Origin of the sequence: Marinobacter sp. 2_MG-2023 (genome assembly GCF_030546935.1) — a bacterium.
Taxonomy (GTDB): Bacteria; Pseudomonadota; Gammaproteobacteria; order Pseudomonadales; family Oleiphilaceae; genus Marinobacter.
The window spans coordinates 192,753-206,526 of sequence record NZ_JAUOPH010000006.1 but is presented as its reverse complement, the minus strand read 5'-3'; the positions used below and the strand labels follow the sequence as shown (position 1 = coordinate 206,526).

Here is a 13,774-nt window from a genome sequence, read left to right as displayed (position 1 = left end):
AGTGTGTGAAATCATTCAATGATGGCTGTGCGGCCAATGACGAATTTCAGACAGCAAATAGCGGTCTACAGCGGGGTGAACTCGTAAGAGATTTGCTCAGGCAAAGGTTGCAGTTACCTGTTGTTCCAACCCATTCATTGGCACGCCCTCATCTTGATGCTCTCGTTGCCGAGGCATTAACACCACGCGGCGTGACGTTTGTGGAAGCGCCTTGTGGATATGGAAAATCCCATACTGTTGCCATGGGGGTTCAGGCTGCGGGTATCAAAGACGAAGGTGTTCGGTGGTTTCCGCTAAATTCTCAGGATAACGCACCAACCCGTTTTCTCAGCCTGCTGTCTGTGGCCCTTGATATTCCTGAATCTTCCGAAAGCAGTCTGCAAGGTGGCGCAACATTCTCTGACGCTCTCGCGATAATGCTCCTGGGGCTGAAAAAAACGCCCGCAGAGGAACACTCTGTTCTGATTCTGGATGGTCTCCACCATATCACCAACCCGGCGGTTATCGCCTTGATACAGCAGTTGGTGGCTGACATACCTCCTTACTTCTCGGTCGTTATGGTTTCAAGGCAAGCGCTACCCTATGAGACCCACGCTCTGGAACTGGAAAACCGGTTTACCCGAATTGGCGTCGAAAAGCTGGAGTTCAGTCGAAGCGAAACCTTTGAGTTTTTCCGGGATGTTTTGAGTGATCAACAGCTAACCAGTGTTGCGATTGACCACTTGTACGATCTTACCGAGGGCTGGCCAACGCCACTGGCGCTCTATCGTCGGGATATACTCCAAAGTACAGAGCGGCATACTGTTTCGGAAACGCCCGGAGTTGAGCGATTTTTGAAGGAATCCGTATTGGGCAACGTATCGCCCAGCCAAGTACGTGCTTTGAGGGCTATATCAGAGCTTGGACCTTGTTCCGATGAACTGGTGTTGGCACTTCAATCCCTCATACCAGACGGCGTAATGCTGCCTTCTGATGCTTATGAAAGAGGCCTGCCCCTAAAGGTCATGCCAGGTTGGGGCCGCTGGTATCGGCTCAACCCGCTGCTGGTGGAGTGGTTAAAAGCACCCGTAATGGCCGGTTATGCTGACAGGATGTTAGCCGCCAGTCAGTGGTTCGGCAGTCGCGATCAATTTCCCGAGGCTCTCAAATACTCGCTACTCGCAGGTGATGCGGAAGAAGTAATACGTATCGCGTCTGAGGGATCCGAAGCGCTTCTGCTTGGGCAGGACACAGCATCGCTTCTGCGTCTGCGCAAAAGCCTGCCTGCCCCCCTGCTTGAGCGCAGCTCCAGGCTTAGAATTGTATACAGTTGGGTACACGCCATTGGTGGTCAGTTCCGGCAGGCGCGAGCTCTTATTGACGGTATGGATGATGCGAGCCTGCAAGAGCATGAAGCACGAATCTGGGCACTCCGAGCGTTTATCCTGCGTGGGGAAGGGCAGGTTGCACCGGCGCTGGAAATGGCCGAGCGCGCTCTTTCCGGTCTGGAGCTTTCAACTCAGGGCCAGTTAGTCACCGAGATGGTTCGTGCCAGCGCTTTGTGTGCATCCGGGCGTTTTACCGAAGCCAGGGAGGCCAACCGCGCGGCGTCCCGCCTGGCAAGGGAGGCCGGAGACTCTGGTTCAGAGGCGCTGGCAGTATACTCCCATGCCCGGATTGAGCTTGGCAAAGGCGCGCTCAGGCATGCAGAGCAACTGCTGCGAACCGGGCTGGATACGGTTGTGCAGGAACTTGCCCGGCCCGCCCGAATTGGTGAGACACGGCTTCAGCTGAATCTTGTGCTGGTGCTTTGGCACCAGGGGCGTGACGCTGAGGCTGATCGCCTATTGGTAACCTGTGGGCGCCACGCAGAGCAGACCCGGGATCTTGGTCTCCTGCTGGCAATGGCTATCCGTGTATTGATGTGTCGCTCTCAGGGCCGTCTGGAAGACGCATTTGTCTGGATTGGGCGAGCAGAGCGCACCATGCATACCTGGCAGGTAGATGAGTCACTTTATGTGCCGGTTCTGGAAGCCCTGAAAGCCAGTTGCTGGCTGGCCCTCGGCCAGCTGGAAAGCGTCGCCCAGGCCCTTAGGAGATTACAACCCTACCGGGAAGCTGGATGCGTGCCGGAACTTTTTCCGATGATGCCGGGGTTATTGGACTGCCTTCAGGTGCGCCTGGATCTCGCCCGGGGCGAAACCGTAAGGGCGCGGGAAGCCCTCGCGAGTTCCCGCAAGCGCTATAATGAAGCCATCCCATGGGGCGTGGACATACACATGAGGCTATTGGAGGCCATACTCGTCAGCGAGGATAAAGGCCTGGCAGCCGCACAGAAGATGGTTTTAGCGGTGGTGTCGGAAGCTGAGAAGGAGCACTTTATAAGCCCATTTGCAGAGCTGAAGCTTGAGCTGAGGGACTTGATGGAAAAGGCTTACAATCAGCTCCCCGTCACCGCATTCCGAGCAGCCCTGGGGCATCTGTTTGGCATAGCAGAAGGCAAACTGCCCGCTTCGTTGGCTGAGCCTATCAGCGATCGCGAACAGAGTGTGCTTGAGCTCATTGCGCAAGGTTTATCGAACCAGGAAATTGCTGACAAACTGCACATCTCGTTGCATACGGTAAAAACGCATGCCCGGCGTATAAACGCCAAACTGGAGGTGCGTTCCCGCACCCAGGCGACCGTCCGGGCCCGTGAGCTTGGGCTGCTATGAAGCCTGCCAGATTCAGCTCTGGTTCAGGCTTTCGCTTTTGATTGCTTCAATCCGGGCATCTTTTTCGGCCCAGAGTTCACTTACCCACCGCTGAAATTCCACCCGGGTTTCCCGGCTGTTTTCATAATCCATGCCGAGAAACTGGGACGGAATTTCTCGTACCCGGATATCGATTACAATAGTGCGGATGCGCCCGCTGAGATAATCCCAGATGCCTATGCTGCGATTCTGCCCAGGGTAAACAATCGTAACATCCAGCATGGTATGCAGCATTTCGCCCATTGCACCCAGAACAAAAGCGGTGCCGCCTGCCCGTGGTTTCAGTAGATGCTTGTAAGGCGAGTTCTGGCGTTTTTGTTTCGCCGGCGTAAAGCGGGTTCCTTCCATGAAGTTGAAGACCGTGACGGGCGTATAGCGAAACTTTTCGCATGCCGCCTGGGTAGCGGCGATATCTTTACCCTTCAGTTCGGGCTTCCGTGCAATCTGCTCTTTTGTGTGGCGGTGCATAAAGGGAAAATCCAGTGCCCACCAGGCAACACCCAGTAACGGAACCCAGATTAGCTGCTTTTTCAGAAAGAACTTGAGCAGAGGTATTTGGCTGTTGAGTACGTACTGTATGGCCGGAATATCAGCCCAGCTTTGATGGTTGCAGGTGACGAAATACCAGTGTTCGCGGCTGAGCTGCTCTGCGCCCCGTACGTCCCACTCAACCTTGTGTAGCGTATCCATTACCAGGTTGTTGACGCCTATCCACACCCTGGCGATGGTGTTCAGTACAAGGGTGCAGCCTTTGCGAACAGCAATTATCGGAAGCACGAGCTTGAGCAGAGCAAACAATAGCAGAAACGGAAAGAGTATAAGGGTGTTTATCAACACGAGCAGAGCCGCCAGGGTTCCCTTCAGCGGCGCAGGCAGAAAATCAAGCATGCGGGAATGTCTCAGGTTATCAGGGGTTAATCGGAGATCAGCCCTCGGCCGAAGCAGCGGTTCTCTCTCCTGCAATCTGGCCAGGGAGAAGTGTCTGCCCGGCTTTCGCCGATGCCAGACTCTTCAGATGCGACGGGCTGCGGTCGCTTAAAATATTCCTGAACTCCAGGTCGTAAAATTCCAGGTTGTTATAACGGATCATTGAGCGAATTTCACTAACATATTCTTCGCCGCGTTCAGAATAGCTGCTTAACCCGCGGGCGAGAGCAAGCCCCGAAAGCGGGTCACCGGTTTTTCTGTCATCGAGGCGTGTATCACGCAGTCCCTGGTAGCTGGCATGCCGGTTCAGGTTCTGAATATAGGCTCGCACAGAGTGATAGGGCGATGAGAAAGATGCCACTTCATGGCTGGCACCTTCAATTCTGTTCAAAGGTACCAGGCCGCAACCTTTAGTGAAGCACCACTGGCCAAACAGATTGTTTCCTCGAAGAGCAAAGCGGGAAGTCCCCCAAGCTGATTCGTTAGCGGCCTGGGCCAGAATCAGGGAAGGCGGAATAATATCCAGACGTTTCCTCAGCAAGGCGAATTGCTCGGGGCTGCCAGGCTCCTCGTCTACGCGCAGGCGTTTTGATTGGGCTGCGAGCCAGGCGTATTCCTTTTTCGACAGGGTATCCTTAGTGGTAAGGCTGTCCAGATAGTCTCGTTCAATAAGTATGCGCGAGTTGGCGAGGACGATGCGCGGGTACAGGAATGAGAAAAAGGCCACTTTCTTTTCTGTCGTGTCCTGATAGCCAGAGAAATCCGGAAGTTCTTCCCGGGCCCACGCAGGTAGAGGAGGGAGTGAGCTCAGAGCGGGCTCAGAGCCGCTGTTATCGTCATAGGTTGATTTTTCTGAGGGTACGTAAAGCCCGCCTCCGATAGCAAAAGCGACTAGCGGGACTACCAGCATTAACGAGCGCATTGCAGCTGACATAAAACCTCTCTTCACAACCTGTCTCTGTGCCCGGCAGGCTTTTCAAGCGGGGTATGGGTTGATAATTATAACAGGTTGTACGAGCAGGGATGTCTGAGGGTTCACGGAAGCCGGGTTGCGATCAAAAGTCCGAGCTGCTCCTCGCCATTGGTGACGTTTTGCAGGATGAGATAAAACTGGCTTTGATCCTGGGTCACAAGGCCGTTCAACAAAAGGTCTCCGGCACTGAAACTGACACGGCCGCTGCCCTCATCGCTGTACGCCAGGTTTGCGCTTAATTGTCCTGAGTTGGGTGGGGAGACACTTTCGTCGTTTACGGAATGGAGGACTTCAAGTGTCTTACTATCGAGACTTGCAGTGTTGCCCGAGAGTTCCAGAACGCCGTTGTCCAGGTGAGTGAGTCGGTTGAAGCCATCTACCATACCGAGCACAAAGCCCTGCACTCGGTATTGTCCGGAGCCTGGTGCCGCTGAGAGGCTTTGTTCACCGGCAATGAGTAAACCATCGCCCATTACCCCGCTTGTCGATGCTGCGTTGGCCAGATTAAACGCCAGTAGCGAGCCGTCCGGCACACTGGCACCAACGCCCAGATCCGGCTGACCGGAAGCTCCGGCCGGGTTGTTGATATCGAGATTGAGCCGGCCAATTTCCTTGTTACCGCTGCTAAGAAGGGCGGTGCGCGGAGTAATAATCCAGCTGTCAGAACGGGCGCCTGTGTTGTCTGCATAGGCTGCGCCTGAACTGTCGCGGCTGAGTGTGGTAAATGCCTGAATTTGGGTGACGGAACTTTTACCGGAACTCGCACGTACCTGCCATGAGCCAGATCCTGCTTCAACCTGTACGGGTGTTGCTGATTCTGAAAACCGTGTGGTCAGATAAACCGTGTTGTAATCACGGTCATTCAGGATGTCCGTATCAAATCCCTCCTCCCGCAGCAGGTTCAGTTCCAGCGCGGAGAGATAATGAACTTCCAGCTCATCTTTACGCCTCAGCTTGCTGTCTTCGGATTCCAATGCGATGGCTTTGCCTGCACTGAAGTAGCCCGCCAATGCTCGATCCGGGCCAGTATTGGTGCTGCCGGATCCTCCGGTGTAGGCGTCCAGAAAGTACGGGTTACGGGTCCAGCCAATCGTTCTGGCGCTGTTTTTATCGGTAATGCTCTGGTAGAGCGACCGGCCAGCCAGCAAGCGGGCGTTCTCCTCCAGGGTGGCGGCACCGGGCGATGTTGAGTGAGTGTTCAGGGCCCAGGTGTCTTCTCCCCGCGCATAAAAATCGTTGCCCGATTTGTGAACCAGGGTTTTTCGGTCGTAAGGAATTTGCGTGGCAAGAGACGTTACCTTGATGTTGAAAACATCAAAGCTTGCCAATGTGAGCCCGGGGTATCGGTATGCGGGTGTGGAGCTGGTGCCGGTTTGCTCCTCGCGCCCGAGGCGAACACCCCATTGGCCCGACCCACTAAAACTGCTCTCAAGAAAGGTTTGCCCCAGCTCTACGCCCATGAAAACCGAGTTGTAATCCGCCGAACTCGCTGAAATTTTGCCGGAGGACTGATCGTCCAGAAGTGCATAGTTCGCCATTGAGGAGACGTAGCTGGCAAAATCAGCGCGTTGGGAAAGCAAATCCAGTGCACTGGCAACACTGGCGCCGGTCGGAATATCAATCTCGAAATCGTGAACCTGGTCAGCCAGGGCGGGCCAGACGTATTTATTGAGACACAGAGCGTTATTTGAGGCGTTGACGCAATCAATAATGCCCTGGTATTCGCCGGAGGTATAATGCGGGATTGTGTTGCGTACCAGGTACTCGGAGAACGGATTGATTTTGATGTCCCGGTCGGCGTCGGCTGCCAGGGCTCGCAGGGTGGCGTTCCCATAACTGGCTTCGATGATTACGTCTGGCCCCTGGGGCTGGCCATTCTGAAACCTGATTATGGTAAAACCGTTGCTGTCCTTACGACTGGTGTAAAGAACAGAGCCAAGGTTCTGCAGGTTACGGTTGGTTTGATAAACGCTGATGGAGTCTGGTTGAACGAGGCGCAGGTTACGCCGTGTAGGTTCACCGTCCGGTGCGAGGCTGGCGGGCATTTCAAGAGTAATTCGGACTTCGTCGGTGCTCAGGCCACTGGTATTGCCGGAATCGCCGGTGCTGCCGGGGCTGAAGTCGTCCACGGGGTTTTTCGTGCCAGCAAATGAATTGGGTTGATTGCGCACGCTGTCAATGGCGTCTTCGCCACCCCCGCAGGCAGTGGTCAGCGCAACAAACGATAAAAGAAATAACCCGGGATTCAGTCGCATGTCTGGCAGTCCGTGCAAAAAACGGTAGCCAGTCTAGCAGTGAGCGTTGCAGGAAAGCGTGAGGAAGGGCACGAAACGGGCGCCTGAGAACAGAGCGCCCGTTTGAAGCAACTGAACGGCTTTAGAAGAAAATCTTCATGCCAGCCATAACGCCTTCGTCCAGATTAATGTCACCCCGGTAGGGGGAATCCAGTTCGGTGTTCAGGTAGCGGTAGCCGGCAAACAACTCAGCATTGCGGATAACCCGGTAGCTGCCACGGAGCTCAACGCTGGTCATCTCTTCAGAGTCGCCAAACGATAGGATTCGCGGGGCATAGTGCAGGCCACCCGTGAACGACAGGCCCGGTACCTTGGGAACGTTCACGGTAGCAAAGCCTCCCAGGCCCACTGCGCCGCCATCCAGATGGTCGTCGTCCCAGCCTATGGCACGCATACCAATGCCGGCGGTTGTGGGCAGGTTGCCCAGAGCGGTGCGGCCCTGAGCATGAAAATCTACGTTACCAATGTGGCGGCTGCCTTCATGGTAGGTATAGCCGGCGCCAAGCTGAAGGTCGTTGTTGTTGCCAAAGAAGTTTACCTGGCCCTTAACGGAATCGTTGGTCAGGCTCAGATCCAAATCGCTGGCAAATGCAGGCGCAGCAGCCAGAGAAAGAACCAACACGGAAATACGGGATACTTTCATTCTTTTACCTTCTTGATTGCGGTGCACGTACTGATTGGGGCGAATGGTAACGGGCTGACTGGGGTACCACAACTTACAAGCGTGTAAGCTCGTGGAAAGAACCATGCGATGATGTCTGCACAATCAGTGGCGTGTTGTTTCGCCGCCCTGGTCAAGATCATCCGGAGATGCATTCTCCGCAGGAACCCGGTATTCCTCATTAGCCCAGGCTCCAAGGTCAATCAGCTTGCAGCGTTCTGAACAGAATGGTCTGGAAGGGTTGGACTCCGACCATTCTACGGATTTATTGCAGGTGGGGCATTCTACGTTCATGTGGACCTTTCAAATCGCTAAACAGGGGCTTTTGCTGGAATGTCATGGGCATATTGTTCCAGAACAGCCCTGAGCATTGCAATATTGACGGGCTTGGCAACAAACGAATCCATCCCGGCCTGGCGGCAGCGCTCCTCATCCTCTTCCATGGCGCTGGCGGTAAGAGCAACCACCGGAACCCGAGGCCGTTTTCGGGAGATTTCCCACGCTCGCAGACGCCTGGTGGCTTCAAAGCCGTCGACCCGGGGCATTACGCAATCCATAAATATCAGATCGAATGGGTGCCATTGCCACAGGCTGGATGCCGCCTCCCCATCATTCGCTGTCATGACATCGCATCCCAGTTTTTCCAGCAACCTGCGGGTGAGCGTGCGATTTACCGGGTTATCTTCAACCAGCAGCACCTTCATTCGGCGAGATGTGAGTTCACGGCGTTTTTCAGTGTCGTCGCTTGCCTGAAGAGAAAAACGTGTGAGAAAACGTCGCTCATCCTTCGTGGCATCCTCAAAAAGCTGGTTCAGAATCGGCGTCAGACAGGATTCGCGCAAGGATTTGCTGAGAAAGGCGTCTGACCCGGCCTGGCGAAAATGTTCGGCATCACCGCGCTGAGGGTTGGATGAGAGAATCAAGAGGCGCATATCGGTCCATAAAGGATTCCCCCTAATCTGGCGGCACAGCAGGTCGCTGTCCATATCCGGCAAGAAACCGTCGAGAATGATGGCGTCAAACGGTTCCTGACTGTCGAATGCCAGCCGCAATGACGTGAGTGCTTCGCCGGCGGATTTAACTGCCTCGATGTGGACATCATGGCGCGACAGCATTTCCAGCGTAATCTTGCGAGAGAGCTCGTACGAATCGGCTACAAGAACCCGCTTACCCTTCAGCATGCGCGTATCCGGGCGCACTCGGGGTGTGTTCTCCGGCGTTGTGGGCAGCGTAAGCTCAACCCAGAACGTAGAACCTTCACCGGGCTGGCTCTCCAGGTCCAGAGAGCCAGCCATCAGATCGACGAGCTGTCGGCAGATGGTCAGCCCCAACCCGGCGCCAGGTAGCTGACGTTGGAACCTCTGGCCCAACTGCACGTATGGCTCATACACCAGCGGAATGTCTTCGGGGTTAATGCCAATGCCTGTATCTTCTACTGCCAGACGCAAGCGAACCTTCTCATCCCGGCGCCCCAGTACTTCGATACTGATCAGCACGTGCCCGGAATCGGTAAACTTGATGGCGTTGGAAACCAGATTCAGTAACACCTGACGGATTCGCACCGGGTCACCGCGCAGTGCCCAGGGCAGCTCTTCGTCAATGCGTAGTTCCAGCGCCAGCCCTTTCTCCCGTGCACGTTCGCCCAGCATGTGCACCAGGTCGTTCAGGGTTTCCCGCAGATCGAAAGGGATGTCCTCAAGCACAAGCTTTCCAGCTTCCATGCTGGAAATGTCGAGCAAATCGTTGATGATGGCGGAGAGGCCTTCTGAAGCGCTCAGCAGAGTGTGCACGTACTCCTTCTGCTCCTGATCCAGCGACGTGTCGGTCAACAGGTTGGCGTAGCCGAGAACCGACTGCAGAGGCGTGCGCAGTTCGTGGCTTACATTGGCAAGAAACTGGTTTTTCGCACGATTGGCCCGAATGGCTTCATCCCGCTCATCCTGTGATTGAATGGTGGTTTGCCGGAGTGATCGGGTATCTTCCAGAATCTGCAGCCGCATTTTGTTAAGCGCCTGCTCAAGCTCTGAAAGCTCATCGGGCTTGCGGGGCGGTTTGCGCTTCAGGTGTAGCGGGTCCACCAGTGCATCCAAGTTCAGCCGCGCGGCGTAATCCGCCATGGTTTCGAGGTGGCGGGAGAGGGTGAGGCGAACAATAATCACGAGCCCCAGTGTGCCGAGCATTACCACAATTGACTGGAACAACAGGTTAATCAGGGCGCCACTGCGCAGTTCTGTGTACACCTGCTCAACTGACGAGGTGATAGTAAGGGTGCCCATGTTTTCGGGGCCACGGTACGTAGAGCGGTTGAAGACTAGCGGGAAGGTTTGTGAAATTACCCGGCCCTCCGGGTGGCCTCCGGTACTGAAATGCTCTCCCGAAGAGGTCACAACGCTGGCGTAATCAATCGCCTCTACCGCCCGCATGTCGTCCAGACTGTTGGCCACCTCGCTGAAGTTCATCAGCCAGATGTTATTGCTCATACCACCGGAGACGAGACCTGCGGCCCGTTTCTGGGTTTCCTGAAGATCAGACTTGCGGCGTTCAAACTCGCCGATCATCTGCACACCGGTTGCAACCAGAGAAAGCACCAGGCTGAACATCAGAACATACGCAAGCAACCGCATTGCGAGCGGTCGGATACCCATACGCGTAAACATTCGATTTGAAGGCAAGGCACAAATTCCCTGTGTCGACTACTAAACAACCCGGAGAAGTTTAACAGACCGTCAGCACTTCGACACGTTTCTTTGAACGATCATTCATAAACCGGAATCGCACGTTCAGATCATAAAGGTGCGCGCCGTAAATACGCTCCTCGTCCCGCCCTCTGCGAAAGGAAGGGCGCGGGTCATAGCTCACTACATCGGTAATAAGCAGCTTCAGATCCGGGTACTGCTCTGCAGGCAGATTAGCAAGTTGCGCCTCCGCTTCTGGCAGAAAAATGACATCCAGACGCTCGGTCGGCGCTGATTCAGCCCATCCCAGCCCTGCATCTGACACCGAATCCGCAAACGGTAGATAGGGCTTGATGTCGAGAATCGGCGTGCCATCAATCAGATCATGATCGCTTATTCTCAATAAAAGCTGGCCATCTGCGCGCACAAGCCCTTCGTTTCTAACCACAGATAAGCCAAGACTATTAGGCCGGAACGGTGAGCGGGAGGCGAACACCCCCATTTTCTGGTTTCCGCCCAGGCGAGGGGGGCGAACCACGGGGCGCCACTCTGCCCGAACGGCTTCATGAAACTGGAAGATCAGCCAGAGATGGCTGGCTGTTTCCAGGCCGCGGAAGGCATCTTCCCGGTTGTAAGGTGGCTGTATAATCAGATCGGCCCTGGCATAGCGGGTTAGGCCCGGTTGCCGGGGGACTCCGAATTTGTCCTTGAAGCACGAACTGGTGATGGCTATGGGCGAAAGCGCGAGTGCATCGGATGCGGGAATAGAGTGGTGTCTGGGCATGGGTCCTGATTCATACTCCGTGGTTGAGGCCTGCAAGCGGGGCCTTCCGGGAACCGCTACAAGCACATCCCTGTGCGCTTGACTCCGGCCATCCATGGCCTCCGACATTCCCGGAAGGCCCCGCTTGCAGGCCTCTTCGGGTTTTGGAGTTAGAAATCCGGGTTAATGCTACCGGAAAAGAACATTTCTACACGAAAAAGAAGAGAGCCCTGGTCTTTAAAACTCTTTTCTCTTGGAAACGTCAAGGCTGGAATTACTTCAGCAAACAGCCAGTCGCTATGGAGCCTGTAACGCCAGGTAAGGTCAACAAACGCCGAAGTTGTTCGCCAGTTCGGTTTGCTCTCGCCGAGAACGCCCACGCGCGGATTGAGTGTTGAGCGATTATTGAGGCGCTTGTAAGTGCTGAAAATCTGCGAAGCAACAAACTTGCTGTCGCTATGTACCCACTCAAGCTCCGAAGATGACCAGAAACGCCAGCCATGACCAACATCCCGGCTGGCACTTAACCAAGTGTTGGCACCCCAGCCTTCCTGGTGGTAGTAGTAAAAGCGCTGCTGTGCCCGTATAGCCCAGTCTTCGTCTGCTTTCCAGCGCTTTTCGGCCGTGGCCCGCCAGAAGACATCCGGCGGAAAGCGCAGGCGGGCGCCAATGTCGTTTGACAGGTTGATGGCGTCTCCGATCTGTGAGAGATACCGCAATGCGCCAGTCGCCGTGCCGGTCGTTCGGTCTGCTTCGGTCAGTTGCCGGTCGCGCTGACGCTCTTCGAGCGGAACGAGGTCATCACTTTCGCTTTCGATAACCAGGCGCAACTTGCGTTTTGTAGTGGGTATATCCAGGCGGAAACGGGCTTCCGGTTCAAACTGGGCCGGGTCGCCGTACTCTGACTCGGTAGCGAAGCCGAGGCGCAAGTAGCTTTCGTTGTTCGGGAGGTTATGGCTTTCGCCTGAGAGCATTCTGTCTGCCCAGTTGCCGAGGGACTGAACCTTTGGTCCCTGAATACGCTCCTGGCGCAGGATAAAGTTGCTGAAACCCATCCAGTAGGAGTCTATTGGCTCTGCCCAGTACTCATCAGGCTCAAACGTATAGAACGAAAGAGGCAGTGTCGTAGGCGCCAGGGTGTCAGATATAGAGTGTTCCTGAACCTTGAACACGGGTTCGATACTGTAACCGTTGGTGCTGATTAGATAGAGCAGAGCTGCAACTGTCCGGGTAAAAGCCGAACTCTGCCTCAAATGGAACAAGTCAACCAAAGTCCACCATGAACCTTTCATGCAGTGCGCGAACTTCAGCGGCTACTTTTTCTGCGGGCTGGTTATTGTCAATAACGGCATTTGCCTTGGCTGTGCGATGGTCTCTTGGAAGCTGCGCCGCGATAATGCGTTCAACCTGCTCACGGGAATTGGTGTCCCGGGCCATGGTACGTTCAATCTGCACCTCTTCAGGCACATCGACCACCAGAACCCGTTCAGTCAACTTGTGCTGATCGGTTTCAAGTAGCAGGGGAGACACTAACAGAACATAAGGCAAAGTATAATCGGCAGGGTGTAGCTGGCGTATCAGCTCTTCACGAATTATCGGATGCAGCAGACTTTCCAGCCACGCACGCTGTTCGGGCTGTTCGAACACGATTTGCCGAAGGCGTGCTCTGTCCAGCGCTCCTTCACTTGTGAGAATCTCTTGTCCGAAGTGCTCTGCAATAGCTGCCAGCGCAGGCGTACCAGGTTCAACCACTTCGCGGGCTACATCGTCTGCATCCACCCAATGCACGCCCAAAGCGCCAAATTGACGCGCGACTGTTGATTTGCCAGATCCAATACCACCGGTAAGGCCTAAAACGATCATCTGATGCCTCAAACCCCTAAAAGCCCGTACCAGAATGCCTGGATCTCAACGCCGAACCATAAGCATAACAGCCCGGCCGCTGCGAGGTAGGGACCAAATGGAATCGGGACTTCACGCCCATGTTGTTTGAATAGCATCAGGCTGATACCAACTACCGCACCCACAATTGACGACAGCAGAATAATTGCGGGTAATAACTCCCACCCCAGCCAGGCACCTAAGGCGGCCAGCAGCTTGAAGTCACCGTGCCCCATGCCTTCTTTGCCGGTGGCCAGCTTGAACAACCAGTAAACAGACCAGAGGGATAGATAACCAAAAACCGCTCCCAGGAAAGCGCTGTTAAAATCATCCAGATACCCGAAATAGCTTAATACCAGCCCTAGCCACATCAAGGGTAGGGTGATGCTGTCTGGTAGAAGCTGAGTATCGAAATCGATCACAGTAAGGGCGACCAATGCCCAAACCAATAGCAAGGTCAGCAAGGTCGATTCAGAAGCGCCCCCAACTACCACCGTGATCACGGAAAACAATGCGGTTAATGCCTCAATCACGGGATAACGGGCCGAAATGGGGGCCTTGCAGCCGGCGCACTTTCCGCGAAGGAGCAGGTAGCTGATTACCGGAATGTTCTCCCATGGGCGAATTTTGTGGCCGCAAGAAGGGCAGGTGGACGCCGGACTGGAAAGCGTTATGCGCTCTTCCTGTTTGTGCTGGGCCTCCGGAATTTCAAGAAAGGCTTCGCACTGGCAGCGCCAGTCCTGGTGCATCATTTTTGGTAGGCGAAGGATGACAACGTTCAGGAAGCTACCGATGCATAGGGAAACGAAGATTACGGTGAGGTACAGAAGCCAGGGAGTTGAAAGGAAGATGTTTAATGTGGACATTC

The 13,774-nt window shown here is 54.9% G+C and carries 11 protein-coding genes; 1 reads left to right on the top strand and 10 read right to left on the bottom strand.

Features of this window, described 5'->3' with window-relative positions:
* The first annotated feature begins 5 nt into the window (after positions 1–5).
* Positions 6–2,693: a LuxR C-terminal-related transcriptional regulator gene (locus Q4501_RS16370; protein ID WP_303597335.1), complete on the top strand. Its 2,688-nt coding sequence runs from the start codon at positions 6–8 to the stop codon at positions 2,691–2,693.
* 12 nt (positions 2,694–2,705) lie between these two features.
* On the opposite strand, the gene Q4501_RS16365 is transcribed toward Q4501_RS16370, so the two are convergent.
* The 10 genes from Q4501_RS16365 to Q4501_RS16320 form a co-directional block, all read right to left on the bottom strand.
* On the bottom strand, positions 2,706–3,620 hold the full coding sequence (locus tag Q4501_RS16365; protein ID WP_303597334.1) for an acyltransferase: 915 nt from the start codon (positions 3,618–3,620) through the stop codon (positions 2,706–2,708).
* 37 nt (positions 3,621–3,657) lie between these two features.
* Positions 3,658–4,593 carry a glucosaminidase domain-containing protein gene (locus tag Q4501_RS16360; protein ID WP_303597333.1) on the bottom strand — a complete coding sequence of 312 codons (936 nt, stop codon included), beginning with the start codon at positions 4,591–4,593 and terminating at the stop codon, positions 3,658–3,660.
* Positions 4,594–4,694: 101 nt separating this feature from the next.
* Positions 4,695–6,887, bottom strand: a complete 2,193-nt coding sequence (locus Q4501_RS16355; RefSeq protein ID WP_303597332.1) for a hypothetical protein — start codon at positions 6,885–6,887, stop codon at positions 4,695–4,697.
* A gap of 121 nt (positions 6,888–7,008) precedes the next feature.
* A complete protein-coding gene (locus Q4501_RS16350) occupies positions 7,009–7,569 on the bottom strand; it encodes a YfaZ family outer membrane protein (RefSeq protein WP_303597331.1) in 561 nt (186 codons plus the stop codon).
* Between the two features lie 123 nt (positions 7,570–7,692).
* The gene (gene yacG / locus Q4501_RS16345) at positions 7,693–7,881 is read right to left on the bottom strand and encodes a DNA gyrase inhibitor YacG (protein ID WP_303597330.1); all 189 of its coding nucleotides are present in this window, start codon (positions 7,879–7,881) and stop codon (positions 7,693–7,695) included.
* Positions 7,882–7,898: 17 nt separating this feature from the next.
* Positions 7,899–10,259 carry a response regulator gene (locus Q4501_RS16340; RefSeq protein WP_303597329.1) on the bottom strand — a complete coding sequence of 787 codons (2,361 nt, stop codon included), beginning with the start codon at positions 10,257–10,259 and terminating at the stop codon, positions 7,899–7,901.
* 43 nt (positions 10,260–10,302) lie between these two features.
* Positions 10,303–11,046: a tRNA (N6-threonylcarbamoyladenosine(37)-N6)-methyltransferase TrmO gene (gene tsaA, locus Q4501_RS16335; RefSeq protein WP_303597328.1), complete on the bottom strand. Its 744-nt coding sequence runs from the start codon at positions 11,044–11,046 to the stop codon at positions 10,303–10,305.
* A 149-nt stretch (positions 11,047–11,195) separates the two neighbouring features.
* Entirely contained in the window at positions 11,196–12,317 is a 1,122-nt protein-coding gene (locus Q4501_RS16330) for a hypothetical protein (RefSeq protein ID WP_303597327.1), read from the bottom strand.
* Positions 12,289–12,888 (bottom strand): dephospho-CoA kinase, encoded by a 600-nt coding sequence (gene coaE, locus Q4501_RS16325; protein WP_303597326.1) that lies wholly within the window; start codon positions 12,886–12,888, stop codon positions 12,289–12,291. The genes Q4501_RS16330 and coaE overlap by 29 nt, the downstream gene beginning before the upstream one ends.
* A gap of 8 nt (positions 12,889–12,896) precedes the next feature.
* Entirely contained in the window at positions 12,897–13,772 is an 876-nt protein-coding gene (locus tag Q4501_RS16320) for an A24 family peptidase (RefSeq protein WP_303597325.1), read from the bottom strand.
* Positions 13,773–13,774 lie beyond the last annotated feature (2 nt).

Coding starts and splice junctions, on each gene's coding strand:
- Q4501_RS16365 (WP_303597334.1), bottom strand. CDS start 3,620: ATGCTTGATTTTCTGCCTGCGCCGCTGAAGGGAACCCTGGCGGCTCTG.
- Q4501_RS16360 (WP_303597333.1), bottom strand. CDS start 4,593: ATGTCAGCTGCAATGCGCTCGTTAATGCTGGTAGTCCCGCTAGTCGCT.
- Q4501_RS16355 (WP_303597332.1), bottom strand. CDS start 6,887: ATGCGACTGAATCCCGGGTTATTTCTTTTATCGTTTGTTGCGCTGACC.
- Q4501_RS16350 (WP_303597331.1), bottom strand. CDS start 7,569: ATGAAAGTATCCCGTATTTCCGTGTTGGTTCTTTCTCTGGCTGCTGCG.
- yacG (WP_303597330.1), bottom strand. CDS start 7,881: ATGAACGTAGAATGCCCCACCTGCAATAAATCCGTAGAATGGTCGGAG.
- tsaA (WP_303597328.1), bottom strand. CDS start 11,046: ATGCCCAGACACCACTCTATTCCCGCATCCGATGCACTCGCGCTTTCG.
- Q4501_RS16330 (WP_303597327.1), bottom strand. CDS start 12,317: ATGAAAGGTTCATGGTGGACTTTGGTTGACTTGTTCCATTTGAGGCAG.
- coaE (WP_303597326.1), bottom strand. CDS start 12,888: ATGATCGTTTTAGGCCTTACCGGTGGTATTGGATCTGGCAAATCAACA.
- Q4501_RS16320 (WP_303597325.1), bottom strand. CDS start 13,772: ATGTCCACATTAAACATCTTCCTTTCAACTCCCTGGCTTCTGTACCTC.